The sequence below is a fragment of the Rhodococcus sp. SB1D genome (genome assembly GCF_048573875.1).
GTDB classification, from domain to species: domain Bacteria; phylum Actinomycetota; class Actinomycetes; order Mycobacteriales; family Mycobacteriaceae; genus Rhodococcus_F; species Rhodococcus_F qingshengii.
Window position 1 is genome coordinate 385260 of the sequence record NZ_JBMAIQ010000003.1, and the last position, 24207, is coordinate 409466.

The 24207-nt window shown below is 61.9% G+C and carries 27 protein-coding genes; 13 read left to right on the forward strand and 14 right to left on the reverse strand.

Features of this window, described 5'->3' with window-relative positions:
• Positions 1–42: 42 nt before the first annotated feature.
• From ACN50D_RS10585 to ACN50D_RS10595, 3 genes are read right to left on the reverse strand one after another with little or no spacing between them, the layout of a single operon-like run.
• Positions 43–747 (reverse strand): hypothetical protein, encoded by a 705-nt coding sequence (locus ACN50D_RS10585; RefSeq protein ID WP_099697240.1) that lies wholly within the window; start codon positions 745–747, stop codon positions 43–45.
• Positions 744–1772, reverse strand: a complete 1029-nt coding sequence (locus tag ACN50D_RS10590) for an NAD(P)H-dependent flavin oxidoreductase (RefSeq protein ID WP_211921744.1) — start codon at positions 1770–1772, stop codon at positions 744–746. The genes ACN50D_RS10585 and ACN50D_RS10590 overlap by 4 nt, the downstream gene beginning before the upstream one ends.
• Positions 1773–1817: 45 nt before the next feature.
• Positions 1818–3020, reverse strand: coding sequence for a YbfB/YjiJ family MFS transporter (locus tag ACN50D_RS10595; RefSeq protein WP_192712688.1), 1203 nt, complete (start codon positions 3018–3020; stop codon positions 1818–1820).
• A gap of 95 nt (positions 3021–3115) precedes the next feature.
• On the opposite strand from ACN50D_RS10595, the gene ACN50D_RS10600 reads away from it, so the two are divergent.
• The 3 genes from ACN50D_RS10600 (at position 3116) to ACN50D_RS10610 (ending at position 5253) form a co-directional block, all read left to right on the forward strand.
• The gene (locus ACN50D_RS10600; protein WP_211921746.1) at positions 3116–4036 is read left to right on the forward strand and encodes a LysR family transcriptional regulator; all 921 of its coding nucleotides are present in this window, start codon (positions 3116–3118) and stop codon (positions 4034–4036) included.
• A complete protein-coding gene (locus tag ACN50D_RS10605) occupies positions 4033–4719 on the forward strand; it encodes a hypothetical protein (protein ID WP_054188336.1) in 687 nt (228 codons plus the stop codon). Before ACN50D_RS10600 ends, ACN50D_RS10605 begins: the two co-directional genes overlap by 4 nt.
• A 96-nt stretch (positions 4720–4815) precedes the next feature.
• Positions 4816–5253, forward strand: coding sequence for an SRPBCC family protein (locus ACN50D_RS10610; protein ID WP_007735601.1), 438 nt, complete (start codon positions 4816–4818; stop codon positions 5251–5253).
• A gap of 18 nt (positions 5254–5271) precedes the next feature.
• Here the strand turns inward: ACN50D_RS10610 and ACN50D_RS10615 are convergent, their stop codons facing one another.
• Both ACN50D_RS10615 and ACN50D_RS10620 read right to left on the reverse strand, forming a co-directional pair.
• Positions 5272–5739, reverse strand: coding sequence for a hypothetical protein (locus ACN50D_RS10615; protein WP_031331426.1), 468 nt, complete (start codon positions 5737–5739; stop codon positions 5272–5274).
• 128 nt (positions 5740–5867) lie between these two features.
• Entirely contained in the window at positions 5868–6494 is a 627-nt protein-coding gene (locus ACN50D_RS10620; RefSeq protein ID WP_211921748.1) for a class I SAM-dependent methyltransferase, read from the reverse strand.
• A gap of 108 nt (positions 6495–6602) precedes the next feature.
• Between ACN50D_RS10620 and ACN50D_RS10625 the strand changes: the two genes are divergently transcribed.
• The gene (locus tag ACN50D_RS10625) at positions 6603–6848 is read left to right on the forward strand and encodes a DUF3253 domain-containing protein (protein ID WP_050654941.1); all 246 of its coding nucleotides are present in this window, start codon (positions 6603–6605) and stop codon (positions 6846–6848) included.
• Between the two features lie 42 nt (positions 6849–6890).
• On the opposite strand, the gene ACN50D_RS10630 is transcribed toward ACN50D_RS10625, so the two are convergent.
• The 5 genes from ACN50D_RS10630 to ACN50D_RS10650 all read right to left on the reverse strand — a co-directional run bounded on the left by ACN50D_RS10630 (position 6891) and on the right by ACN50D_RS10650 (position 11734).
• Entirely contained in the window at positions 6891–7757 is an 867-nt protein-coding gene (locus tag ACN50D_RS10630; protein WP_116058258.1) for an NmrA family NAD(P)-binding protein, read from the reverse strand.
• A gap of 55 nt (positions 7758–7812) precedes the next feature.
• Positions 7813–8313: a hypothetical protein gene (locus tag ACN50D_RS10635; RefSeq protein ID WP_211921750.1), complete on the reverse strand. Its 501-nt coding sequence runs from the start codon at positions 8311–8313 to the stop codon at positions 7813–7815.
• Between the two features lie 121 nt (positions 8314–8434).
• A complete protein-coding gene (locus ACN50D_RS10640) occupies positions 8435–8953 on the reverse strand; it encodes a MarR family winged helix-turn-helix transcriptional regulator (protein ID WP_003943230.1) in 519 nt (172 codons plus the stop codon).
• A 54-nt stretch (positions 8954–9007) separates the two neighbouring features.
• A complete protein-coding gene (locus tag ACN50D_RS10645) occupies positions 9008–10468 on the reverse strand; it encodes an amidase (RefSeq protein ID WP_211921752.1) in 1461 nt (486 codons plus the stop codon).
• Positions 10469–10507: 39 nt separating this feature from the next.
• Positions 10508–11734: an MFS transporter gene (locus tag ACN50D_RS10650; protein WP_211921754.1), complete on the reverse strand. Its 1227-nt coding sequence runs from the start codon at positions 11732–11734 to the stop codon at positions 10508–10510.
• A 119-nt stretch (positions 11735–11853) separates the two neighbouring features.
• On the opposite strand from ACN50D_RS10650, the gene ACN50D_RS10655 reads away from it, so the two are divergent.
• Positions 11854–12753, forward strand: coding sequence for a LysR family transcriptional regulator (locus ACN50D_RS10655; protein WP_211921756.1), 900 nt, complete (start codon positions 11854–11856; stop codon positions 12751–12753).
• Between the two features lie 67 nt (positions 12754–12820).
• Positions 12821–13309 (forward strand): hypothetical protein, encoded by a 489-nt coding sequence (locus tag ACN50D_RS10660; RefSeq protein WP_030537159.1) that lies wholly within the window; start codon positions 12821–12823, stop codon positions 13307–13309.
• Positions 13310–13369: 60 nt separating this feature from the next.
• On the opposite strand, the gene ACN50D_RS10665 is transcribed toward ACN50D_RS10660, so the two are convergent.
• The 3 genes from ACN50D_RS10665 to ACN50D_RS10675 form a co-directional block, all read right to left on the reverse strand.
• The gene (locus ACN50D_RS10665) at positions 13370–14230 is read right to left on the reverse strand and encodes an alpha/beta hydrolase family protein (RefSeq protein WP_042922960.1); all 861 of its coding nucleotides are present in this window, start codon (positions 14228–14230) and stop codon (positions 13370–13372) included.
• Between the two features lie 186 nt (positions 14231–14416).
• Positions 14417–15343 carry a LysR family transcriptional regulator gene (locus ACN50D_RS10670; RefSeq protein WP_042922962.1) on the reverse strand — a complete coding sequence of 309 codons (927 nt, stop codon included), beginning with the start codon at positions 15341–15343 and terminating at the stop codon, positions 14417–14419.
• Positions 15340–16230 (reverse strand): LysR family transcriptional regulator, encoded by an 891-nt coding sequence (locus ACN50D_RS10675; RefSeq protein WP_019746013.1) that lies wholly within the window; start codon positions 16228–16230, stop codon positions 15340–15342. Before ACN50D_RS10675 ends, ACN50D_RS10670 begins: the two co-directional genes overlap by 4 nt.
• A 234-nt stretch (positions 16231–16464) precedes the next feature.
• On the opposite strand from ACN50D_RS10675, the gene ACN50D_RS10680 reads away from it, so the two are divergent.
• The 6 genes from ACN50D_RS10680 to ACN50D_RS10705 all read left to right on the forward strand — a co-directional run bounded on the left by ACN50D_RS10680 (position 16465) and on the right by ACN50D_RS10705 (position 22516).
• Positions 16465–17337 carry an ABC transporter permease gene (locus ACN50D_RS10680; RefSeq protein ID WP_029256682.1) on the forward strand — a complete coding sequence of 291 codons (873 nt, stop codon included), beginning with the start codon at positions 16465–16467 and terminating at the stop codon, positions 17335–17337.
• A gap of 11 nt (positions 17338–17348) precedes the next feature.
• A complete protein-coding gene (locus ACN50D_RS10685; RefSeq protein WP_042448237.1) occupies positions 17349–18122 on the forward strand; it encodes an ABC transporter ATP-binding protein in 774 nt (257 codons plus the stop codon).
• A 90-nt stretch (positions 18123–18212) separates the two neighbouring features.
• Positions 18213–19169, forward strand: coding sequence for an ABC transporter substrate-binding protein (locus tag ACN50D_RS10690; RefSeq protein WP_030537154.1), 957 nt, complete (start codon positions 18213–18215; stop codon positions 19167–19169).
• 52 nt (positions 19170–19221) lie between these two features.
• Complete coding sequence (locus ACN50D_RS10695) at positions 19222–20319, forward strand: hypothetical protein (protein ID WP_030537153.1); 1098 nt, start codon at positions 19222–19224, stop codon at positions 20317–20319.
• Complete coding sequence (locus tag ACN50D_RS10700; RefSeq protein WP_211921758.1) at positions 20316–21452, forward strand: CaiB/BaiF CoA transferase family protein; 1137 nt, start codon at positions 20316–20318, stop codon at positions 21450–21452. Before ACN50D_RS10695 ends, ACN50D_RS10700 begins: the two co-directional genes overlap by 4 nt.
• Before the next feature lie 80 nt (positions 21453–21532).
• A complete protein-coding gene (locus tag ACN50D_RS10705; RefSeq protein WP_211921760.1) occupies positions 21533–22516 on the forward strand; it encodes an NAD(P)H-dependent flavin oxidoreductase in 984 nt (327 codons plus the stop codon).
• Here ACN50D_RS10705 and ACN50D_RS10710 read toward each other — a convergent pair whose 3' ends face one another.
• Positions 22517–22693: a hypothetical protein gene (locus tag ACN50D_RS10710; protein ID WP_156511704.1), complete on the reverse strand. Its 177-nt coding sequence runs from the start codon at positions 22691–22693 to the stop codon at positions 22517–22519. It abuts the gene before it with no gap.
• A gap of 420 nt (positions 22694–23113) precedes the next feature.
• Between ACN50D_RS10710 and ACN50D_RS10715 the strand changes: the two genes are divergently transcribed.
• Positions 23114–24130 (forward strand): hypothetical protein, encoded by a 1017-nt coding sequence (locus tag ACN50D_RS10715; protein ID WP_211921762.1) that lies wholly within the window; start codon positions 23114–23116, stop codon positions 24128–24130.
• Positions 24131–24207 lie beyond the last annotated feature (77 nt).

Below are 24207 nucleotides of genomic sequence, written 5' to 3' on the forward strand. Positions count from 1 at the left end.
GCGGTATGGGTGGTGCGCAACTCGGAATGCTTGCTGCGTGATTCAAACGCGGTCGTGAACCGGCGACGGAATCTTGTTGGAACGATACGAGTCTCCGCTCCGGTTCGGCCGCCAGAGACGCCAGTGTTTCGCGGACAACCGGAACGGGAGATGGTCTTGTAGGTGACGAGCACCGGACGACAACCGTTCGTCTGCAGGCAGGTTGAGCCACAGGGACAGTGAGGATGTCGCGTTGCCGAGGGTTGCGCGTATGCCTGACTCGCCGAGAATCCGGCCGTATCCATCCACGGCAAAACGGCCGAACGCGTCGGGGGTGATGTCGGGGTACGGCGCGCGGGTGTTGGGGTCGATCAGGCGTACGGGCGCGCTGCAGGTCAGCGCCGCCACAGAACGTCCGTGGGTTGTGACCGCATCGCAACCAACGAGGGCATCGAGCGCTTCGTTGACAGAACCAGGTGGGACGTTCCATTCGGTATGGGTTTGCGCTTTGTAGCGGGGCCCACCGAAGAGCTCGGTAGCGAACGATGACAACTGCGCGGTCGGCTCGGATGGCCCCCTCTGGTAGATCTCGAACGTCCACGACGGCAACGACACTGGTTCGGTGCAGGATTCCAGGAATGTCTGCAGCCGCTGAAATGCAACATCGGGACGCTTGACTCGAAGCGAGTGTGCACCACCGGCGGACCCGGGCAACCCGTCGTATGTCACTACCTCGGGCAATGCGGCTTCCGGTGTCCGCGCCGTCACAGGTTAGCCAATCGCGAAAGCACTACCCCGGCTGGTTCCTCCGTCGCGTGGCGATAGCCGGTGCCGGCCCATAGGTGCATGCGCTCGGGATCTGCCTGCGCAACAGCGGCTTTGCGCATCGGGTTGGTCAGGTGATGGATGGCCGGATACCCGATGGGCGCCCGTGCGTCGTAGCGATCGATGAACTCGTTCCGAAGTGCTCGTGCAGGACGTCCCGTGAAAGCTCTTGTGACGACCGTGTTCCCGCGTGACGTGTCGGCCAGAGCTGCCTTGTGCGGAGCCGAGGCACCACTCTCCTCGGTGCGCAGCAGTACGGTACCGACCACTGCCGCGTCCGCTCCGGCACGTAAGGCTGCAGCGACGTCGGCGGAGGTCGCCAGTCCACCGGCCGCCAATAGCGGAACAGAGGTGCGATGACGGATTTGTGCGATCAGTTCGGTGATCGGTGTTTCTGCCGGAACCTGCAGGGGAGTGAGCGTTCCGGAGTGGCCGCCGGCAGCCGACGATTGCACCACAAGCAGATCGGCACCGGCTTCGACGGCAAGGAGCGCCTCTGCCTCCGAAGTCACAGTGAGGACGACAAGTGAACCGGCAGCGCGCAGCGCCTTGATGACGCCGGGTGCGGGAAAGCCGAAGGTGAAGCTGACCACCGGAACCGGGCTGGCCAGGAGCAGATCGATCTTGTCCTCGAAGTAGTCGTCGTCTTCGACCGGCTCACCGTCAGCCAGTGTGATGCCGTAGCGATCCGCCTCGACCTGGATCGCCCTGGCATAGGCACGGTAGGCATCGACATCGACAGGCACCGGGTTGGGCGCAAAGACGTTGACACCGAACGACACTCCCTCGGCGCGCACGGCGTCGATCTGTTCGGACAGAGCCTGAGGCGTCTTGTACCCGGCGGCGAGGAATCCGAGACCGCCTGCGCGAGAGGCAGCAGCAACAAGTGCCGGCGTGGAAGCGCCGCCGGCCATGGGGGCTGCGATGACAGGGACCTTCAGGTCGAGATCGGTTGTGAGTGCGCTCATTCGAACATCTCCAGTCCTACGTCGGGTAGTGCTCCGGCGGTTTCGTCATCTGACATCAAAAACTACCTCCTCAGTCGAGGTGGCCGTCCGAGGGTCCGCATCGAGATCGGAAGGGAATCGGAACCGCAAAACCGTGGCGGCCACTGCTGCGCCCAGAACGACGGCCGCACCCAACAGCAGAGCGTCGCGATACCCGTCTCGCAGCAACGGAGTGACAACGAGTGGGCCGAGAATCTGACCGACGCTGTATCCAGCGGTCAGCAACGCCACGGCGCGTGGGAACTGCAGGTGCGCGCCGATTGCCAACACAATTGACCCGATACCAAGGAAGGTGACACCGAACAGAAAAGCTGAAATCAGTGCGGGGCCGACGCCTCCGATCACAGCAGGAAGCGCTATGCCCACCGCCTGAATCAACAGGGCAACGAGAAGCAGAGTCGGCCTCGACCAACGCAGGCTGAGCCAAGCCCACAGGGCGCACGAGGGAAATGCGGCCAGACCGACCACTATCCAAGCGCCGCTGCCCACCCATTCTGGAGCGGCGAGATCGATTGCGGCAACAAGGAACGTGCCCGCGATGATGTAGCCGATGCCTTCCAGGAAATAACTGATGAACAAGGCAGTGAACCCGCGTTGGGGAGTGGGAGTTCCCGGCGCGTCCGGTGTGATGGCCGGACGCGGTTCCGGCGTCAATCCCCAGGCTACGACCGCACACACCACTGCAAGGGCCGCAGATGCCAGCCAGGCTGTACTCCAGGTACCGATGAAGCGGACGACCAACACGAGGACCCCGGACAGGGCGATACCCAACCCAACTCCGCCGAATCCCCATCCGGCCAGGAATTGGGACTGCCCCCGAAGGTGCGCGTGCAAAGCGCTGACGGCGATCATGAAGACGAGGGCACTGGCAATGCCTGCGACGAGCCGCAGGGCGAACCAGATGGATCCGTCGTGGGTAGTGGGCATGAGCGCCAAAGTCGCGATGAGGACCACCAACGACGTACGCATCACCGCTGCCGAGCGCACCACGCCGGGAATGAGGATTCCCGCGAGCGCGCCGATCAGGTACCCGACGTAGTTGGCCGTCGCCAGGGTGGCGCCGAGCGAGGCGGACAGACCGGACTGCGTGTGCATCAACGGCAGAATCGGTGTGTAGACGAATCGACCGATTCCCATGCTCGCCGCCAGCGCAGCGGCAGCTTGGACAGCGTGCGCTCGCGGGGAGACGCCGTTGTGGATTGTGGTCATGGTCTTATCGTGTGCCCCGGCCGCGCCGAACCGCCACGACCGCTTTGCTCCTGACTGATAGGCACAACCTCCCACCGCACGTAGCATGAAGGATCGTGGAGCTGCGTCAGCTGAGATATTTCGAGGTCGTCGCCGAGGAATTGCACTTCGGCCGAGCCGCGGCGCGGCTACTGATAGCCGGGCCGTCATTGTCGCAGCAGATCATGGCACTCGAGCGCGACCTCGGCGTCAAGCTGTTCGTCCGCGACCGCCGTTCCGTCGCTCTGACGCCAGCCGGCGCGGCCTTGCTCCCTGATGTCCGTGCGCTACTCGAGAGTGCCGAGAATCTGCGACGCCGCGCGGAGCGTCTGTCCGGAGCGGAGCCCGTCCGGATCGGCTACGTCAATTGGCTCCCCACGGATCTGATCGCGCGCACTTCAGGGGTCGCGCAACTGCACGTCGACGCCTGGGTGGTGCCATCACACGCACAGGCCGCGCGGGTGGCAGACGGCAGCCTCGATCTGGCGATCGCCTGGGTACGTAAATACGATGTCGCCCAAAACGGTTTGAACGCCAGACTGCTCGGTGCGGATCGGCTCTGCGCCGTCTCCACCGGAGAGGACACCACACCGGTGCGGGCACGCGACGTCGTCGTGCTCGTCGACGACGACACCACCTCCTGGTATTCGTGGAACGTCTTCGCCGAAGAATTCGCTCGCGATACCGGCGCACAGATCATGCGCATCAACGACGGTGGTATCACCGGCCCGGCATTCTTCGATCACGTCCGTGCCGTCGGCCGTCCGGTCGTCAACTCGCCCAAAGGGCAGACCATCACGCTGCCGAGCGATCTCACGGCACGCCCGATGATCGACCCGGCGGCAATCTGGACGTGGTCACTCCTGTGTCGTGAGAACGAAACGCGCCCTGCCGTTCTCGCGGCCGTCGACGCTCTCACCCGCGGCGTCACTGATCTCGGAATCCACGAGGACGGGAGATGGCTACCCATGGACGATCCTTACCGGAGGACTCGATGACACGACGCGCTATTCGAGTTTTCTGGGGACGACGGCCGGAATCGGTGCAGGCCGTGGCCTCCCGGTGGCGTCGGACGTTGGAGCAAGTCGAATTCCTGTTGCCCGAGGTGGTCGGCGGGTCGTGGCAACAGATCCATTCCGCTGGACCTGCTACTGCCGTGACCGTCGACCAGTTGGCACACGTGCTCGAGATCGCGCAGGCCGCCGAAGACTGGTCGGATCGTCTGGGAATCGGGTTGAGGCTCGCATCCGGCGGAGGGCCCGAATGGGGGCTCGAACTCTCAGGGTTGGCCGGCGGCGAACCGGAAATCGTCCTACAGTCGATGATTCTCGCTGTCAGCGCGCCGGACGCCGCCGAAGTTCCTGAGACAGAACTACTTCGGATGCTCGCCGCGGTGTGGGAACCGGACTTCGGGGATGTCACCGACGACAACATCCTCGACGCTCTCGAAGACGAGTCCGACTATCGCGTCGGTGATCCCGTGATCGGCCGAGTCGGCTACCTCTCGTCCGCTCGCGCTGACGCGATCCCGGATGACCTGGCAGCAGGCGTTGCCGCGTTACCGGGCGGCGTGTTGCTACAGATCGGGGCCGTCGATGGGGTCGTTCGGGCGTACGAGCGCCTGCGCGAGACCGGCGCACTCGATCCGCTTCCACGTCCACTGGACCGCGCAGTCTTCTGAAGGCGGTTACCGTTCGTCGAGTTTGGGTAGCCCGGGCGTCGGAACGAAGTCTCGCCTCGGCACTACCGCCGAAAAATGAACCGAAAGGCCCACCGCATGGTTGACGTCACCCGCAAATTCACCGCCGAGGTACCGATCGAGAAGGCTGCGGCGTTTCTCCGCGACTTCGCCAATGCGCCGACGTGGGATCCGGGCACCGAGAGTTGCACGCAGATCTCCGACGGTCCTGTCGGCGTCGGAACCCAATGGCACAACGTGTCGAAGCTGTTCGGCGTCACCACGGAACTGACGTACACGCTGGTGACCGACGAGCTGAATCACGTTGTTCTCGAAGGAAAGAACAAGACTGCCACCAGTACCGACGACATCACCTTGACTTCGGTGGGTCCGAACTCGACCGAGATCGAGTATCACGCGAACGTCGAGTTCAACGGTGCCGCCAAGATTGCGTCGCCTCTCCTGAAGGCGGGATTCGAAGCCAAAGTGGCACCGGAGACGGTGAAGAAGATGACGGAAGCCCTCGAAGCGCTCTGACCGTCCGTCAGGTTCTTGTCACTGTGGGTTGCCGCCGCTCGCGCCACCGTTGCGAGCTTCGATGGCGTCGATGGACTTCGTGAACGACTTTCCCAGCACTTGGGTGCCGACGAGTCCGAGTACCGACGCCAGGAGCTTTCCCTTGAGGTTCTTGCCGTCCCGGACCACGACGGCATCGACATCGGTCAGACCCGTCGGTTGCCGGGTCAGCGTGTAGGTATGGCTCGACGCCCCGCCCCACAGGTTGGAGTCGGTGGTTGTCATCACGACGCGGTGCGGGTCGGTCCAGTCGTAGTGCAGACGCTCCCAGATACCACTGGAGCCCTCGGTGACATCAGCATCGTGGGGTCCTTGTTGGTGCACTTTCAGGTAGCTGTCCGCACTGCGGCCGAAGATTTCCTCACGGCCCGGGCCGAAGTCGGTCAGGCCGGCAAGGACCTGTTCGGGCGTCGCAGTGGTCGTCTTGTGAAGATGGATCGTGGTCATGGCGCCTTCTTTCAACTGTGGATGATCCGGTGCTGAAAAAGCCGGGAAGTGACTCATCCAGCACACCACTCACACGAAATGAATGAAAGAGAATTGCTCGCCCTGTCTCGATCCGCTGTCTCGATCCGCTATTCGACGCCGCACCGGCTGGCAGTGATTGCGCCGTGCGGCCTGTAGCCGCTCCCCGTCCGGGTATGGGTCTCGATCACGTCGAAACCCGCTGTGACCAGCACCTCGGCAAGTTCGGTCACCGGCCATCGATAACCAGTCGTCGCGGCATGATCAAAAGGCTCTACCGTTGTGCCTTCGAAGAAGCCCACCAGCAACCCACCACCTGGGCGGATCACGCGCGCGAATTCAGCGAGCGGTGCCTCGATATCTTGCGGGTGATGGTGAATGAGCGAGTACCAGGACAGCACGCCGCCCAGTGAATTCGTTTTCGCGTCCAATGCCTCGAAGCCCCCGACCTCGAAGGAAAGATCCGGGTATCGGGTGCGGGCTCGTTCGACGAACTCGGGCACGAGATCGATCCCGCTCACAGCCAGCCCGGCCTGGGCCAGGAAGTCTGTCCACTGCCCCGGCCCGCACCCGGCGTCGAGCACGGGGCCGGTCAAAGTGGCGGCCCAGCTGGTCACCAGGTCCCGATCAGATACGTGCGTCGAATCCATCGAGCCGAAGAGGTCCGTGTACTCCTGGGATCTGGCCGAATACGACTTTCGGACTACGTCGCGGCGCGTTGCACTCGAATTCTCCACGCCGTCAATAATTATCGATGTGCACCATTCCTTCGCCACAACTCGCCGAACCGAAGGTTCATACTCTGTTGAAGGCCTACGGTCACGACCGGAAACTGAGGTCACACGGTGGAAGAGAAAGAACTGGCGGCGAAGATCCGCGAACTACTCAGTGCCCGATCGGCCGAGTCGAGCATCTGCCCCTCCGACGTGGCCCGCGCAGCGGCACCCGACAATTGGCGTCCGCTGATGGAATCCGTCCGAGAGGCTGCCCGCCACATGGTGGCCGACGGCGAAGTGCAGATCACCCAGGGCGGCGAAGTCGTCGACCCGGAATCCGTACGAGGTCCGATCAGGATTCGGTGGGCTCGTTGATCAACCGCGTGACTTCTGGCGGCGCTGCTCTCGCAGCGTGAATCAGCGGAAACGGTCCAGATGCTCACGCAGGAACGCATCCAGGCTTCGTGGCTCACGCCCCAGGACACGTGCCACCGTGTCGGTGGGTGACTCCGGGCGCGAGACGGCAAGTTGCTGGATCTCCAGAATGTGCTCGGCCAGCCACGGAGGCATGTGGGCATGATCGACGAGGTTTTGCCGCAGTTCGTGCGGTGGCAGGTCGATATATTGGACGGGGCGATCGAGCATGCGGGTCAGAGAATCGGCGATGCCGCCATAGCCGACTGCCTCGCTGCCTGTCAGGACGTAGGTGCCGCCGGCGAGGTCGGCGCGTGTGAGCACGGCCGCGGCGACGTCACCGATATCTCGGCAGTCGATCCAGTTGCACGGCGCGTCCCGCATCGCGCCCAGAATCACCCCTTGCGCAGCCACCGCCGGAGCCAGGAGCAACAGATTCTGCATGAACGCATAAGGGCGGAGCAGAGTGTGGCGGATCCCGGATGCACGCAGGTGTTCGCCGACGGCGTGGTGGCCGCGGGAGAGAGCGATGGGGGAGTCGGCCGCGGCGGCGGGGTCGGAGATCTTGACGATGTGTTCGACGCCGCTCTCGGCGGCTATGTCTATCACACGCGTTTCGAGCTCGACCTGTTCGAGGCCGTTGGCCATGGCGAGGAAAAGTTGTTCGGCCCCTTCGAAAGCCGTGCGCAGCGAAGTTGAGTCTGCGGCATCGGCCGGCACTACTTCGACCAAACCGTCGGCCAAGTCGCCGAGGTGGGCGCGCAGCCTGTCCGGGTCGCGGGACAGCGCTCGGCTCGGCACACCCGAGGATGCGAGACTGTGTAGCAACGCGCCGCCTGTGGTTCCGGACGCTCCCATGATGACGATCATCGTGTTCCTTTCGGTCTTCCCCGGGAAGCCGGGGATCGTTGACATATGTTGTCGGTCAGGGATTCTGACGGCGCCATCGCCAGCTGACGATGACGGCAGCGACAGCGGCAGATATCGGTAGATCGAGTTGCAGGCGAGCAAGCCAAGCAGTGTCGACCACGCTCGTGTGAGCTGGTAGCCAACGGGAGGCGAACCATCCGACGAGACCAGCAATCACAGCGGCTCCGACGGCAAGAATTGCCGCCACCATGATGCGAGGCAGGGCCGTGGTCCACGGCCGTGACCTCCCGCGACGCTGCAGCCAGGAGCCGATCAGCAACGCCACCACTGCCGACGTGCCCGCGATGGACGTAAATGCCGCCATCGTGAGGCCCGATTGGCCGGATGCGACTCCGCCCGCACCCGCCATCAGCGCAGGGGCAAGGTAGGCGACCAGCACCTCTCTCCACAGGATGAAAGGTCGTGCGCCGCGACGATCGGCAACCGGGTCGATTCGATTGGAATCGGTTATCTCCCTTTTGTTTTCGCGACGGATCGGCGGGGTGAGTCCGGACATGAAGGAGACCAACTTTCCGACTATAATTAGGTGACTAACTATTTGGGCATGAAGAGAGAAGTCTCTGTCGAGAATTGAAGACGATTCGAATCGCTACGCGAATACTTGTAATCCCAGCCGACTACTCCGCAGTCAGCGCACCGATGCCGCGAACGACCCGCGAGAGCAGATCCAAAAAAACCGCACGCTCGTCGACAGTGAGCTCGTCGACCATTTCCTCGAGACGAGCAAAGTGTTCGGGCGCCATGTCACGTAACCGCTGAGCGCCACGAGCAGTCAGGACGACCACAGCACCACGCCCGTCCTCCGCGGACGGACGTCGAGCGACCAAACCCTCCTGCTCGAGCCCATCGACCAAGCCGGTGACCGTGGCTCGCGAGACGCCGAGATCAGCGGCCAGTCGCGAGGGAGATTTCTCCCCGTCGTGGTCTTCCAGATCCGCAAGCAGTCGGTAACGGCCGGTCGACAGTCCATACCTCGCGAAGTGAACCTCGGTTGCTCGACCGAGCCGCGCGCCCGCCGAGATCAGCCGCACCGCAACCAGCACCGCCTGCGGATCGGACCCGAGGCCGTAGTGCTCCAACTGCCGCCGCGCCTGATCCAACGTGGGTGAGTCGTGATCGGTTCCGTCCACTGCCATGCAACTAATATGGCACCTAACTACATTCTGGTCAACCCTCCACCAGAGCTAGCTTCAAACGCCGAACAATACCTGCGGGGCCGCATGGCAGTCCGGGTGATTGCCGGGATACGGCAGGACCTTCTCGAGGGCGAGCCCAATCGCAAAGGCCGTCTGGTCGTCGTACGGTCGCGTAACTATCTGTGTGCCCGTGGGGATTCCGTTCCGAGCGAAACCTGTGGGGATTGTCAGCACCGGGCAGCTACTCAGGATGTTGAAGGTGATGGCCGGTACAGCCTCGAGGTAGAACTCCAATTCTGTTCCAGCCACATTGATTCCGTGCCCCACGTAGTCGTCGCCGGCAAGAAAGCCCTCCGTCGCCACTGCCGGAGTGATCAACGCGTCATAGGTGTCGAACAGGGATCCGATCGACGAATACAGTTCGGCTTCGATCGCGAGTCCGTCGAGGAAAGTCGCGTCACCACGGGTGCGGCGTGCCCATCGCGCGAATTCCTTCGCGTACTCCGTGACTTTGTCGGGGTGCGCGGACGCTTCGGCGGAGATCGATGCACCGAACACGTGATCGTAGTGAATGGCGGCCGCACGCATGATTGCAGCGCGTGACAAGTCGACTTCGATGATCTCCGCGCGTGCGCCCAGCGCAGTGAGGGTGTCCACCAACTTGGCGGTGTTGGCGGCAACGTCCGGATCAACCGGCCAGTCACCCAACGCGGGGATCACGGCAATACGCATTCCCGCGCACGAACGCGTTGCGAAGGTAGGTAACTGCGATGCCGGTACATTCGAGGCAATGTCAGTGGAGGTCGGTCCCGCGATGACCGACTGCATTGTGAGGCAATCACTTACGGTGCGCGCCATCGGACCGCAGTGGCAGTAGCGATCGAGATTGAAGGGCGGATCAACGGGGACACGGCCATGCGGTGGCTTGAACCCGACAATTCCGTTGAGTGACGACGGAGTTCGGATCGAACCTGCAACATCGGAACCGGTAGCCAAGTGCGTCATACCGGTGGCAAGTGCGACTGCCGATCCACCGGAAGACCCGCCGGAGGAGTATTTCGTGTTCCACGGATTGCGAGTGACGCCCCACAACTCGGACTGCGTGAACGCGGACGAGGAGAATTCGGGTGCCGTCGATCGCGCGTGGACGATGGCACCGGCGTCGATGATTCGCTGCACGAAAGTGGAAGTGTGAGTGGCGATCACATCCTCATAGACCTTGGACCCTTGAGTCCAAGGTTGTCCTTGCACCGGTTCATCCTCTTTCACCACAACGGGAACACCGGCGAGCGGAAGGCTGACATCCGAGCCGCGGGCGTAGTGGCGTTCCGCTGACTTCGCTTGCGCCCGTGCCGCATCGAAGAAAGTGTGTCCCACTGCATTCAAGGTCGGGTTGAGCGCCTCGATACGTTCGATGGTGGACTCGAGTACCTCCACCGGAGACAGCGATTTATCCCGGTAGCGTTCGAGCATCTCGGTCACATCCATGAAGGTTGAAACGGGTGTCTGGCGCATATCTGTGGTCCTGCCTCTATGAAGGTTTTGTGTAGGCGGCTAGGTTGTCAGTTCGCGCTTTGCCGCGACGGGATTGCGGAATGTGGCGAGCAGCATTGCGAGAGTGGCGATTCCCGCGGCTGTCCAGAAGACCGTTTCGGAACCGGAGTGGTCATGAATGCGTCCACCCGCGAACGCGCCGAGGGCGATGCTTGCATTGAAGACTGCAACCCACAGAGCCGCAGCGGCCTCTCGGTGAACGGGAGCGGCTTGTGCGATCCATGTTTGAGTACTCACCGATACACCACCGTAGAAGAGGCCCCAAGCCGCCATGAGCAGAGCAGCTGTGATCAAGGTGGTAGCCGAGATCGGGAACAGGGCAAGGGTGATCGCTACTCCCACGCTGAGGCTGACGACCACCGCCTTCGGGGACTTTGCAGCGGACGGCCCGGCGATGAAGTTGCCGACGACACCGAATGCACCGTAGATCAAGAGCATTGTGCCGACCTGCGAAGCGTTCAACCCCGCGAAGAACTCCAGCCCCGGACGCACATAGGTGTACGCCGCGAAATGAGCGGTGACGATGAGCGCGGTAATCGCGAATCCGACCCGGACTCCTGGGTTCCGAAAGGCCGCCACGAGACTCCCGAGCGACAAGGCCCGATCAGCTGGCATCGTGGGTAGGACAGCGATCATGGCGAGCGCGATCAGCGTCGCGGCGCAGCTGAGAGTCCAGAACGCCACGCTCCATCCGGCGACTGCCCCGATATACGTCCCAGCAGGGACACCGAGAACTGAGGCAACAGCGATTCCGCTGAAGATGATCGTGGTCGCCAACCCGACGGATCTGGTCTCCACCAACCTGGGAGCCAGGCTTGCGGCGAGCGCCCAGACTCCACCCATGCTCACGCCTAGAAGGACGCGAGCCACAGCGAGGACAACGAAGCTCGGAGCAAGGGCCGTGAGGGCGTTCGCCGCTGCGACTAACAGCATCAAGACGATGAGCGTCGACCGACGATCGAAGCGCCGGGTCACGATGGGCACAAACGGGGCAGTGGCCGCTGCCACCAATCCGGTAATGGCCAGTGAGAGCCCGATGGTCCCTTCGCTTTCCGCCAGGTCAGCACCGATCGGGGTGAGTAGCCCTACCGGCATCATCTCTGCCGCGACAACGATGAAGGTGGACGCTGCGATCAGGGCGACCGCAGCCCAGTGGTTCTCGATGGCGTGTGCGTGGGTTGAGGACGTGGGCGCGGGGCTGTTCTGCCCGGGCGCGGAATGTGGCATGTAACCAGAGAAGCTCCCGCACGCCCAAGGATCAACGGCGAATCGCTCATCCAACCATTAGCTCAATTCATCGATGAGCCATTATGGAGTAGTCGAATGAGTCCAGGGTCGGAGTGAAAATGTCGGAGCCCCCGATGCGTGAGATCGAGTGCTTCCTCGTTCTCGCTGAAGAACTGCACTTCGGTCGCACCGGCGAGCGGCTGTTCATCTCCCAGAGCCGAGTGAGTCAGCTGATCAGCGCATTGGAGCGTCGTATCGGCACCAGCCTGGTAGCGCGGACCAGTCGCCGCGTTCACCTGACTGAGTTCGGCGCCGAATTTCTTGCGTCGTTGGCTCCCGCCCATCGGGCGCTCGTCGGAGTAATCGAGGACGCTCAATCGAGAGCACGCAACACGCCGACGCCGTTTCGGGTGGGTTTCCAAGGAGCAATTTACGATTCGATCGCGGCTGCTGTCTCTCGTTTCGAGATACAACATCCGCAAACATGCGTGACCATCAAAGAATTACCCCTGGGTGATCCGTTCAGTGATGTACTCGCCGGGCGAATCGATGCGGCAGTGGCCCTTCTCCCCGTAGATGAGCCGGAACTGACAACCGGGCTCGTCTTTTCTCGACAGCCCCAGACCCTCGCCATCTCAGTCCATCACCCGTTCAGCGAACTGGGCGTGATCGACGCCGAGCAGCTGGCGCAGATCTGTCTCGTACCCATCACCGGCCCCGCCCCCGACTATTGGCAGCGTGTGAATTCCCCGAGCACGACGCCGGGCGGAGCCACGATTCCCACGCAGGGTGGGGCGAGCACCGTTCAGGAAGGCCTGTCGCAGGTCGCATTCAGTCAGGTCGGCCTCATCCTCTGCGCTGCAACCGCTGCATACAGCCAGCGCTCGGACATCACATTCGTACCGATCAACGGATTACCCGAATCTGCTTTGGGTCTCGTGTGGCGTACCGATCTCGAAAGCCCACGACTTCGCGCTTTCGCGAAAGCGATCGAGGAAGCACACACCTGTCCCTCCTGACGTCGATCAGTAAGTCGCGGAAGGAGTCCGGGGCATTGAGATGCATCGTGTGTGAGATGATCGCGCCATGTCTGCGATCACCGACTACTTCACCGCGCGCACGGATGAGCATGCCACCTCTGCCCTCGAGGGACTCGTCGACTTGGAACCAGAGGTGATGGAGGCGAACGCAGCTTCTCGCCCGCGGATCCAGTTGGCTGCGAGTGGGACTCCAGTTCTGCAGGCGAAAGGCGTCGATCCAGTTGTCGCGCTCGGCCGACTGGAAGCAGCCCTCACCGCTCGCCCCTACGACGAAGTTGCAAAAGGTCCACGCTGCGGGAAACTCGTCGCGATGAGCGACGACGGCGACACCCTCGTGCTCACGGTTACCGACGAATTGCGTGATGCACTAGCGGAATTGAACGCAGAAGGCGTCGCGGCCGCTGCGGCCGCCTGGGCGATCGACGAGACCAGTGAACCGTCGGAGGACTCAGTGCCGTTCCTGACCGCCTTCGTCGAACTAGCGACCAGAGCTGTGGCTCAGGGCGAACGAATGTACGGCTACGTCGTCATTTGAGCTTCGCAACTCCGCCGATCTGAACAGACAGGTCGTTCGTCTTCGACTCCCGACTTACCGTCAGCCCGGGATCTGCCGGGCCAGATCGTTGCGGTCGAAGTCGGAGAACTGCTGGGTGTCAGTGCAGTATCCACAGCTCGCTCCGAAGAACTCGGTGCGAGCGTTCGGATCGTCGAGTAGCCAGTACCGCAGCCACGCCGTGCTCGGCCCGCGCATATCGCCGCCGTTGATCGCCGTACCGAAGTGCGTGGCGCCGCGCAGTTCCAGATACTCGGCAGGCACGTGGTCTGCGTCCTCGTACATCGCCCGCACGATCGCCGGCCAAACGATTGCGTCGGCCTGGCCGGCCAGATAGAGAACGGGCTCGTCGATGAGATCGACATCATTGAGCGGGCCTGGTTGGATCGCGACGGCGGTGTCGACGCGGTCGTCGATCGCCGCGTTGATCGCCGCAGACCCGCCCTGCGAGTGCCCCACCGCACCAATATGTTCCAGGTCGACTTTGCCGAAGAAGACGCTCGACGGGCTGGCCGCTTTGTCCGCGATGAGGTCGATTCCCGACCGCATGGTGATGGCGAAATTGCTTGCCGGGGTATTGGCGGCGACCACGATGAATCCGTGGCTGGCGTAGTGGCGCAGCAAAGAGGTGTACGCACCGGGGAGCACACCGGTCCCGTTCCCCCAGATCACAACAGGGTGCTTCTCGCCGCGCGCGCCGAGCTGGCGCGGGTAGTACAGAGTGTGCACCAGCCCGATCGAGACGTTCGGCGTGTACGGCCCTGCACTCGCCCAATCGTGCCCGACGCTCGGGATGCCGGGCGCATCGGCAGCCGCTGTTCCGGTTGCGCCCGTGAGTCCTAGCGTCGCGCACAACGCAACCGCCGCTGCAGCATTCACGAAATGTTTCACAGACTTTCGCATGAAAGTCAACCTTTCGAAGTTGATCCGGAGTGACGTGTATTACATATTCACGGGAAGGCAACCCGTCGGCTTTGTTTCAGGAAACGGACTATCCCAGAAGTGTTGTGTCTGTGGACAAAATCATCGTTCTCGGTGGGTGCCCGGGCGACGCGAATACCCAGAGCGCAAGGTCGAGATCGCCTCGGCCTACGGCTTCCGCGCGGATTGCTCGGCACACAGCCGTAGGAAATGTTCGACGATCTGCGTGTTCGGGCCGTCCCTTGCCACGGCTGCGATCTTCCGTGGGGGCAGTTCGAATATCTCGCCCACAGTGCACCCGCGTTCGGATGCTCGCTCGGCACTGGAGAGTTCGAGGATGACAGCACCGATCCCTTCGTACGCGAAATCCGCGAAGGCATCGCGGTGCTGTGACCTCATCACGAATGCGTGGTCGATTCGCGGTTCGATCGACCGCAGATGGCGATAGACATCGGAAGTTTCGAACCGTGGTGCGACAACCAAGCCGATGCGCATGAGATCTTCGCCGATGAATACCCCGTCCACCGGTGGCGGGGTACCGGGCGGGCAGACGAGCCGCAACTTGTGGTCCGGAAGGCGCACCGTGCGCGTCCCGGGAACACCGGTGGGCAGCGACTCCATTATTGCCACGTCAGCGGTGCCTGCCATGACCGGGTGAATCGCATCGGCCACGGACGACCCAGGCGGATCCGAGATGGTGATCCTCAGGTTCGGCACCTCCGTGCGCAGCGCTCCGAGCAGTACCGCTGCGGGATCGTCCGCAAGGCTCGCTGTCGTGGCAACACTGAGGTGGGGGACTGCTGACAGTAAGAACTCGCGCTCGACCACTAATCGGTCGAGCGCGGCCAGCGCTTCGCGTGCTGGATCGATGAGATTCCGTCCGCGCGCAGTCAGCGTCGCGCCGGTCCGGCCTCGATTGAAAAGCCGTCCTCCGACGCGTCTTTCGAGCCGCGCAATTGATTGAGAGACGCTCGATGTTCCCGTGAACTGATTTGCCGCTGCCGCCGTGATACTGCCGTGTTCGACGACGGCAAGGAAGTCTTGTAGCTGCCGCGGATCGATTCGCGGGGTGGCGGACTCTCCGAACTTGCTCATCCGGCGTTCCCCATTCCACCTTCGTCACGTAATCGGCTGGTCGTCTCGATAAACGCTTGTGCCGCAGGCGATGGCGTCGAACCGTGGAACATCCAGATATCACGAGTGAGAGGGGGCCGAGTACGACACAGCACCACACCTTCTCCGACTGTATCGGCGACAGATTCGGGAAGGAAAGCGACGCCGACTCCCGCGCGTACAAGTGGGATCATCGAAGCCACAGAGATAGTCTCCGCAACCACCGCCTCGTCCACAGTGCCTTCGCCCAGGCGTTCCGCCAACAGTCGCCGAGTGACATCGTCACGCGGGCTGGTGATCAATCCGATTCGCAACAGATCCGTCAACGCCGCTGCCCCCTCGCCTTCACTTCGTGCGGCCGGCACCAGCGCAACGATTTGTTGCCGGCCGAGAAGGATACGTTCAACGCCCTCGTCGAACACCTCGTCCACCCCGAGGCCGATATCAGCCTGACCCGAGGCGACCACCGTTCCGATTCCGTCGGTGTCATTGCTGAGCATCGTCACCGCAACGTTCGGAAATTTGCTTTTGAACGCACCCAGGGCCGTGGCCGCTGGATCACGCGCCAGTGTTCGCGGACACACGACCGTCAGCCGACCCCGCTGCACCACGTTCAATGGATGCAAAGCGTGATCCAAATCCCGGTATGCCCGAAGTACTTGGGCCGCCGGACCTGTGAGATCGCGTCCAGCGTCGGTCAGGGTGACTCCCCGCGAGCCACGGCGGACGAGCGTCAGGCCGCACTCTTTCTCCATTCTGGCGAGAGCCTCCGAGATTGTCGGCTGGCTGACCCCCAGTCCGCGAGCCGCAGCGGAAATGCTGCCCCGATCAGCAAGGGCGAGAAAGTATTCCAGATGACGCCGGTCCATTCGGGGTTCCCTTCTCGTGGCAGTCCTCGCGCGCGCCCGATTTTGCGCCCGTCAGGCATAGGGAAACCCTATGGCATACCTCTCGAATGTGGCGTAGACGGGAAGAAGAATCCCGTGATCTGCTTCACATATGAACGCAGTGAGCAACAACCCGGGGAGCTTCGACCAGAGGCACCCGTCTGCTTTTGTCGAGCACCTATCGCCGCCTGCGAGCACCACGGAGGAGGCGCCGAAATGACCGAAACCATCACCGCAAGTTCGCCATCCGGTGCTACGTCACCCCGTTCTGCGAGGCGGGCACGCTCTGAGCCGAAGCCCGCTCGACAGCGTCGATCCGGTACGCGACTCACCATCGGGGTACGACTGGCCCAGGTCGCGCTGCTTCTGGTCCTACTCGGAGCGTGGCAGCTCGTCGCATCGCAAGGTTGGATCGAGCCAGTTCTGGCCAAAACGCCAGGCGAGGCCTGGGCCTACTTCACCGCAGCGGTGCAGTCGGGCGAGATTTCGTCGAACTTGCGTGCCACGATGACTGCCGTCGTGATCGCGTGGATCCTCGCCAGCGCAGTCGGGGTGGCGGTCGGACTCTCTCTCGGACTGCTTCCGACCCTCGAACGCATCATGAGTCCGTTCCTGGATGCGGCGAATGCCATGCCACGTCTTGCGCTGGCGCCTCTGCTTATCGTCATCTTCGGGATCACGATGACGGCGAAGGTCGCTCTCGCGTTCACACTCGTCTTCTTCATCGTCTGCTCGAGTGCACGAGCCGGTGTGAAGTCGGTGGACGACGAATGGCTCCGACTATCCACTGTCCTGAATGCCAGTAAGACACAGGTGTTCTGGCACATCCTCCTCCCCGTCGCAACACCTGGCATTTTTGCCGGTCTTCGGTTGGGGCTGATCTATTCGCTACTTGGCGTTGTCGGTTCGGAACTGATCTCGTCACGGGACGGGCTGGGCCAGCTTGTGTCGATCTACTCGGCCCAGTTCCGGATGGAAGCGGTCTACGCGATCCTCATACTTCTCGCAATCGTCGCAGTCGTCCTCAACCAGGTCATGAACTTCGCCGAGCGCTACCTCCTTCGGTGGCAGCCGCCGGCTCGACGATGACAGGAATCATCATGGATACCAACGTGATTACACCCGCCGTACAACTCGACGGACTGACGATATCCTTCCCCTCGCCCGACGGGTCGACGAAAACTGTGGTCGACAATCTCGACCTCACCATCCCTCGCGGACAGTTCGTGAGCTTGGTCGGCAGGAGCGGTTGCGGAAAGACCACTCTGCTCAACGCCCTCGCTGGATTGGTGGACGCAACAGAAGGGAAGACTGAGGTCCTCGGCACAACACCATTCGACGCTCGTTCTCGGATGGGCTTCATGATGGCCCGAGATGCGCTGTTCCCGTGGCGAACAGCGCAGAAGAACGTGGAGTACGGTCTCGAATTGAGGGGAGTACCCAAGGCGGAGAGACGAACTCAATCAGAGCGCTGGCTTGCGGCCGTTCAAATGTCCGAGGCGTCACGGCTGTGGACTTGGCAACTCTCCCAAGGGATGCGCCAGCGTGTCGCGTTGGCCCGAACGTGGGCACTGGATCCGGACATCTTGTTGATGGACGAACCCTTTGCCGCCCTCGATGCGCAAACCCGAGTCGAAGTACAGCGAGAATTCCTCGAGCTTTGGCAATCCCAGGTAGGCCGGACGGTCATCTTCGTAACCCACGACCTCGGCGAAGCCATCTGTCTCTCCGACCGCGTTCTGCTGCTCGGGGCCGGCCGGGTGATCGACGACGTCAGCATTGACATCGAACGCCCCCGCGAACTCGAAACCCTCACCGCCGAACCTCGATACATCGAAATCTTCAACCGGCTGCGTGGTCAGCTCGACCACTGATGTGCCCAGCCAACTCAGCTTGATTACTGATGTGCCCAGCCAACTCAGCTTGATTTCTGATGCGCCCAGCCATCAAGGAACAGGAATTCCATGAAACTTCGACCTTTTGTCGGCACAGTCATTGCAGCGGCCCTACTGCTTTCCGCGTGTGGAGGGGGAGGGCGTCCGAACGACGGTAGCGTCGCCATCGGGGTCTACCCTGCGAGTGCTTTGTCCCTGCCTGTCTACGTCGCTGTCCAACAAGGAATGTTCGACAAGGAAGGCCTCCACGTCGAGCTCATCGACGGAAAGAACGGGCCCGAACTCATCAGCGGTCTCATCGGCGGCACAACCGATCTCGCGGTCGGTGCACCCGGAACCGTCGTGCCGGCCATAGAGCAAGGGCAGAGTCTGCGGCCACTGTCCCCCTACGGGTCGATCGATCTTGCGATCGCCGTGACGAAAGACAGCGGCATCACCACCATCGAGGATTTGCCCGGCAAGCGGATCGCCATACCGTCACGTGGCGGCGCGGCCGAGCAATTCGTCAATCAGCTTCTCGCAGAGAGAAACATCGACGCCTCCACGGTGCAATTCATCGCAGCGGCACCTACCGCGAGTCAGATACCACTCGCACGAAAGGGCGACATAGATGCCGCCGTTCTCACCGCTGCCAGCCAGGCCGTATTCGATGCTCAAGGAATTCCGATGACGGCGATTACAGAAGTAGACCCGGTGGGCTCTGACGGCGTGAGTTCATACGGCCTGGGCACGGTGCTCGTCACGACAGCCACATTCGCTGAATCCGATGCTGCTGCCCCCGTGTGTGCTGCGCTCGAGGCCGCAGCAGGGTGGATAGCCGATCCCGCGAACGAGCAAGCAGGAGCTCAACTTCTCACCGAGCGAATGAATGTTCCTGCTGACAAAGCCAACCAGGTGTGGGCTTCGCAGAAGACCCTCTGGCCGGTCGAGATTTCAGCCGACCGATGGACCCAGAACGTCGCATGGGTGAACAACCAGACCTCGGGCAAGTCCGACGCAGACGTCCCTTTCGACCCCCTCTGCTGACCAACGCCTCCCATACACAATCCAGTTCGTCTACCACGAGAGAGAAGAAAAGATGACACAACTCGCTGACCAGTCAACACAATCCGAATCCCAGCACGATCGCCGGCAGCTCACCGAGGCTTGGTCTGCAGTCACCGACAGCCTTGCGACATTCGGTTCGACCGCTGCCGCTACCGGATCGCCGCTGGACAGCGCCGAAGGTGTACGGCACGCACTTCGTCTGTTCGGATACCTCGCCGAGATGAACATCGAGCGCCAAGACGTACTCCGGCCTGAACTCTTCACCCTGATGTCACCGATGCGAAAGTTCTGGGGAGACGGCATCGACGTCGACTACTGGACTGCGATGATCGACCCCAACGAGACATACCGTATTCACGGTAACCGTGGCACAGTGCCGTACGTCGCCGTTCTCGCCAATCGTGTCGGCGCGTCTGGGACCGACCGGGTCGCCGACAACATCGTCATCGACGACAAGGTGTGTGACGCGGACGGCAACTTCGAGATCTTCGTCGCACAAGAGCTGGAGGGGCGCAGCGGCATTCGGCTGGATGAGCGCTGCTTCGACGTAGTAGTGCGTGTGTATCACAAGACGCGTAACACGGAGATCGATCCTGTTCTCCACATCGAGCGCCTCGGTCCGCCGCCTGGTGCACGCCCCGATCTCGACACGGCGTGGCTGACCCAGCGCCTCACGAAACTTGCTCGTGGCATGGACGTGAGCCTTCGACGCAGTCTTCAGCTCATCGAAACACTCAGTCAGTCTCCCAACGAGATTCGCGTGACCTCGGAGCAGCGAGGGTGGGGAGACTTCTACGGCACCAGCTCCAACCAATACGTTGCCGGCTGGTGGTCACTGAAAGACGCTACTGCCGTGGATATTACATTCACTCTCCCGGACTGCACCTACTTCGGAGTGATGCTGTACAACCACTGGTTCGAGTCCTTCGAGTACCGCGACCACACCGTCAACCTCAACGACGCACACTTCGAACGCAATGACGATGGAACGGTGACGATCCGAATCGGGGGAGCAGAAGGTGACAGAAACCGACTGAACCCCTGCAACCACACCGAAGGAATTCTGTTGGCGCGCTGCCTGGAGCCCGCTGAGGATGTCACTTCGCCTCATGTGGAGATCATTCGATGACCGACGAAGTAGACCTGCCGTTGGCAGGTGTCCGAGTAGTGGAGATCGGTCAGCTGATCGCAATACCCAGCGCCGGGCAGCAGTTGTCCGACCTCGGTGCGGAGGTCATCAAGCTCGAGCCCCCCGGCGGTGAACCGGCCCGACAAATCGACGCCGACTACGCGCGCGGCATCTTCTACGGGTACAACCGTGGAAAGCGTTCAATCTGCCTCGACCTCAAAGACTCCGCCGATCTGCAGCGAGCTCGGGATCTGATCGCATCGAGCGACATCTTGCTGCACAATCTTCGCCCGGGAACCCTCGATCGATTGGGATTCTCCTCTACCGAACTCCAACGCCTGCGACCGGAAATCATCGCCGTCTCGGTGAGCGGGTACGGGGCGGAAGGCCCGTCCGCCACCCGCGCGGGGCTCGACATCGCTGCGCAAGCAGAGAGCGGACTGATGTCGGTGACGGGTGAGGCGGATAGCCCGCCACAACGTGTGGGCGCACCGGTCATAGATCATGCAACGAGCTACGTTGTCGCTCAAGCGGTACTGGCAGCGCTACTGCGGCGCGAACGCACCGGCAAAGGATCGTCCGTCCGAGTTTCCCTGCTGGACGTCGCAATCCACTTGCAGACCGCCAACTGGATCGAGTGGCAGGTATCCGGAAAGCCCATGAGTCGCAAAGGGAACGGACAACCAAGCGTCGCACCGGCAGCAGACGTCTTTCGCGCCGCCGACGGCGAGCTGGTGATCAGCGGATACCAACCGCAAGCCTGGATCGAACTGTGCAAGGCGATCGACCTACCCGAGTTGGCCGACGACCCGCGGTTCACCACCAACGCTCTGCGCGTGGAAAACCGTGTTGACCTCGTCGCCACGATCGAGAAGCAGCTGTGCCACCGTAGCGCCGCGGAAGCGGTAGAGCATCTCACTGCGGCCGGAGTGGTTGCCGCAGTTGTGCGTGACTACGACCAGGTAATTTGCGCCGACGATGTGATTGCGAACCGTACCTTCATCCCCGGCACCAACGAACATGGCGAACAGTATTTGACGCCTGCCATGCCCTATCGCGCCGAACCTCCGATGGCACGAACTGAACTTTCACAGGTTCCGGCCTTGAACGAGTGGACAACATCGACGAGCTGAATGCGCCGTTCGGGTCGAAATTGACTTTGCACCAACGCAACTGACAAACAGATAGCCATGCACCATCGAGGAGATGTCCAGTGCTGACCACCGCATTTACCGAGACATTCGGAGTTCGCCACCCAATCGTGCAGGGCGGCATGCAATGGGTGGGGAGAGCAGAACTCGTAGCGGCAGTTGCACACGCCGGCGCGCTCGGCATGCTCACTGCCCTGACACAGCCGACACCTGACGATCTTGCCCGAGAAATATCCCGAACGCGCGAGCTCACCGATCAACCTTTCGGGGTCAACCTCACAATCCTCCCGACGATCACACCTCCGCCCTACGATGAGTATCGCAACGTGATAATCGACTGCGGAGTGAAAGTCGTCGAGACAGCTGGATCGTCTCCCGCGCCCCATCTGCCGCACTTTCACGGCGCAGGCATCAAGGTTCTCCACAAGTGCACCAGCGTCCGCCACGCGGTCAAAGCCCAGGCCCTCGGTGTCGACGGCATCAGCATCGACGGGTTCGAATGTGCCGGGCATCCAGGGGAAGACGACGTACCGGGTCTCGTCCTCATCGCTGCAGCAGCAGAGCGGATCAGCATTCCCATGATCGCGTCCGGTGGATTTGCCGATGGGCGAGGATTAGTGGCGGCCCTCGCGCTCGGCGCCGACGGCATCAACATGGGTACACGGTTCATGTGCACCGAGGAGTCTCCGATTCACCGCAACATCAAAGAGGCGATAGTCGCTGCCTCGGAGGTCGACACGGAACTGATTTTCAGGTCACTACGCAATACCGCACGGGTAGCACGCAACAGCATCAGCCAAGAAGTTGTCGAAATCCTTTCCAGTGGTGGCAAATTCGAAGACGTTCGACATCTTGTGGCCGGTGCGCGGGGCCGAGCGGTGTTCGACAGCGGCGACCAGGAGGCTGGCATCTGGACGGCTGGCACTGTGCAAGGATTGATTCACGACATCCCCACAGTGGGTGAATTGGTGGAACGTATTGTCGCAGAGTCCGAAGCACTGATTGCCGGACGGCTTACCGGCCTCCTGGACCCGGTCAGCGCCTGACTACGTCCGAACCCGCTGAGCGCTACAGTCGGCCAGTCCTTCGCGCATGACCCCTGCCGTTGCGCTCGTCGACCCGCATGCCGCCGATACCTCGTCCTCGATGCGTCGTGCGGTGACGGTGAGCTCTTCGCGATCGCCTCGCGGCTTGTCATCGCCGTTCGATCGTTTCGGGTGCATCCCGACGATCATTGACGCCAGGACGAGGAAAGGAGGTGTACTCCGAATTGCTTGGGGTCATCAGAGTGACGACCGCAAGGATTTCGATCGGCACCGAACACGATCTACTCGACGTTGTGGCCATGGGGCTACCAAAACATCACCGTCGGCCCACAGCAGCTCCCCCCATTACGTCCCCCGACATTTCTTGGCTTCGACTGCATACAGCAAGGACGAGAGCCCGGCGCGCCCGTCCCGACTGTGCGATCGTCGAAGTCGTCTCACAACCCTTTCAAGGCACCTAGTCCCTATGGCGCTACGATCCCCGCAACAATCTTGCGCTTGACCGAATACTGAAGTCCCACGAGCCCGATAGCGTTCGCGATAGAATCCGATATTTCGCTCGCATCGTCCGGGGCACACCGAAGGGGAATCAAGAGCATGCATGCGGTACCGACCCGGAGGGCGAAATTCGTTGCAGCGGGATTGATCATCGCTGTGGCTACTGCTGGTGCTATCGGTGTATCGAAGATCTTCGCTGCACGCCCATCCTCTGCGAATATCGAAGAGACCATCACGAAAGCGGAACGTGGACGGCACAATCCAGCGTGTGAACCCATCCCGTCGAGGCCCGATGCAGCTACGTTGCGTCGCTCTTCTGACGCGTCGGTTCGTTTGACGAACGTGGTACAGACTGCTGCGCAGCTCTTGCGAGTCAACGGAGCGGCTTGGGGGCCCCAAGTCGCTGTCGGTACTGAGCTATCCATTGATGAAGCTTTCGAGAACGCCGGTTCGATTCCCGGAGATGCGATAGTCGCAGAAGCGGAGTGGCTTCGTCAGGCGCAACGAGATGGACTCTACGACGACGCAGATCGTTCGCTCGATTCGCTTGTCCGGCACATCGAGTCGACAACCATCACGGACGTCGACCTCGCCAGCCATCTGGGGCCGAATTGGCCCGCAGTAATCGATGTCGTCGGGACTGTCGCCGTGATCGGGTTCGAGGAGTACGTGAGCAAGGTGCGCGCGTCACCCCCGATGAGAGCAGCTGACGCGCTCGACCTTCGATCCGCGTTGCGGGAGAACGCGGTAGCCCTCGGCCTGGAGGCGGAGTGGGACGGCGCTCAGGAGTTGGTCGCTCTCTACTTTCAAGGATGCACTTCGGCCGCGCTGAGCCGGCGAGAAGCGAACCTTTCGGTCGAGGATTACATCCATGATTGGGACCTGGCGGAGGCTCTGGCACGCGACGCCGTAGCTGCTGCTTTCGCAGCAGATCTCACGAGCAACGAGAACCGTGGACGAGTCGAGATCTTGGCACGAGGTCTTCAGATCATCCAGGCGCCAGACGAATTGGGTCCAAACGACCGGTTGACCCGATCCGTGGATCCGAACGAAAACTTGAATCCGGACGAGGTCGCGCTTCTCGAACTGGAAGATCCATTGATCGAGGGCGAGTGACACGACCAGAGCCTCCGGCGAGGGTGGCGCGGCAAGCAGAAGGGTGGTTGCCGATGTGGCACCGCGCTCTCAGAACC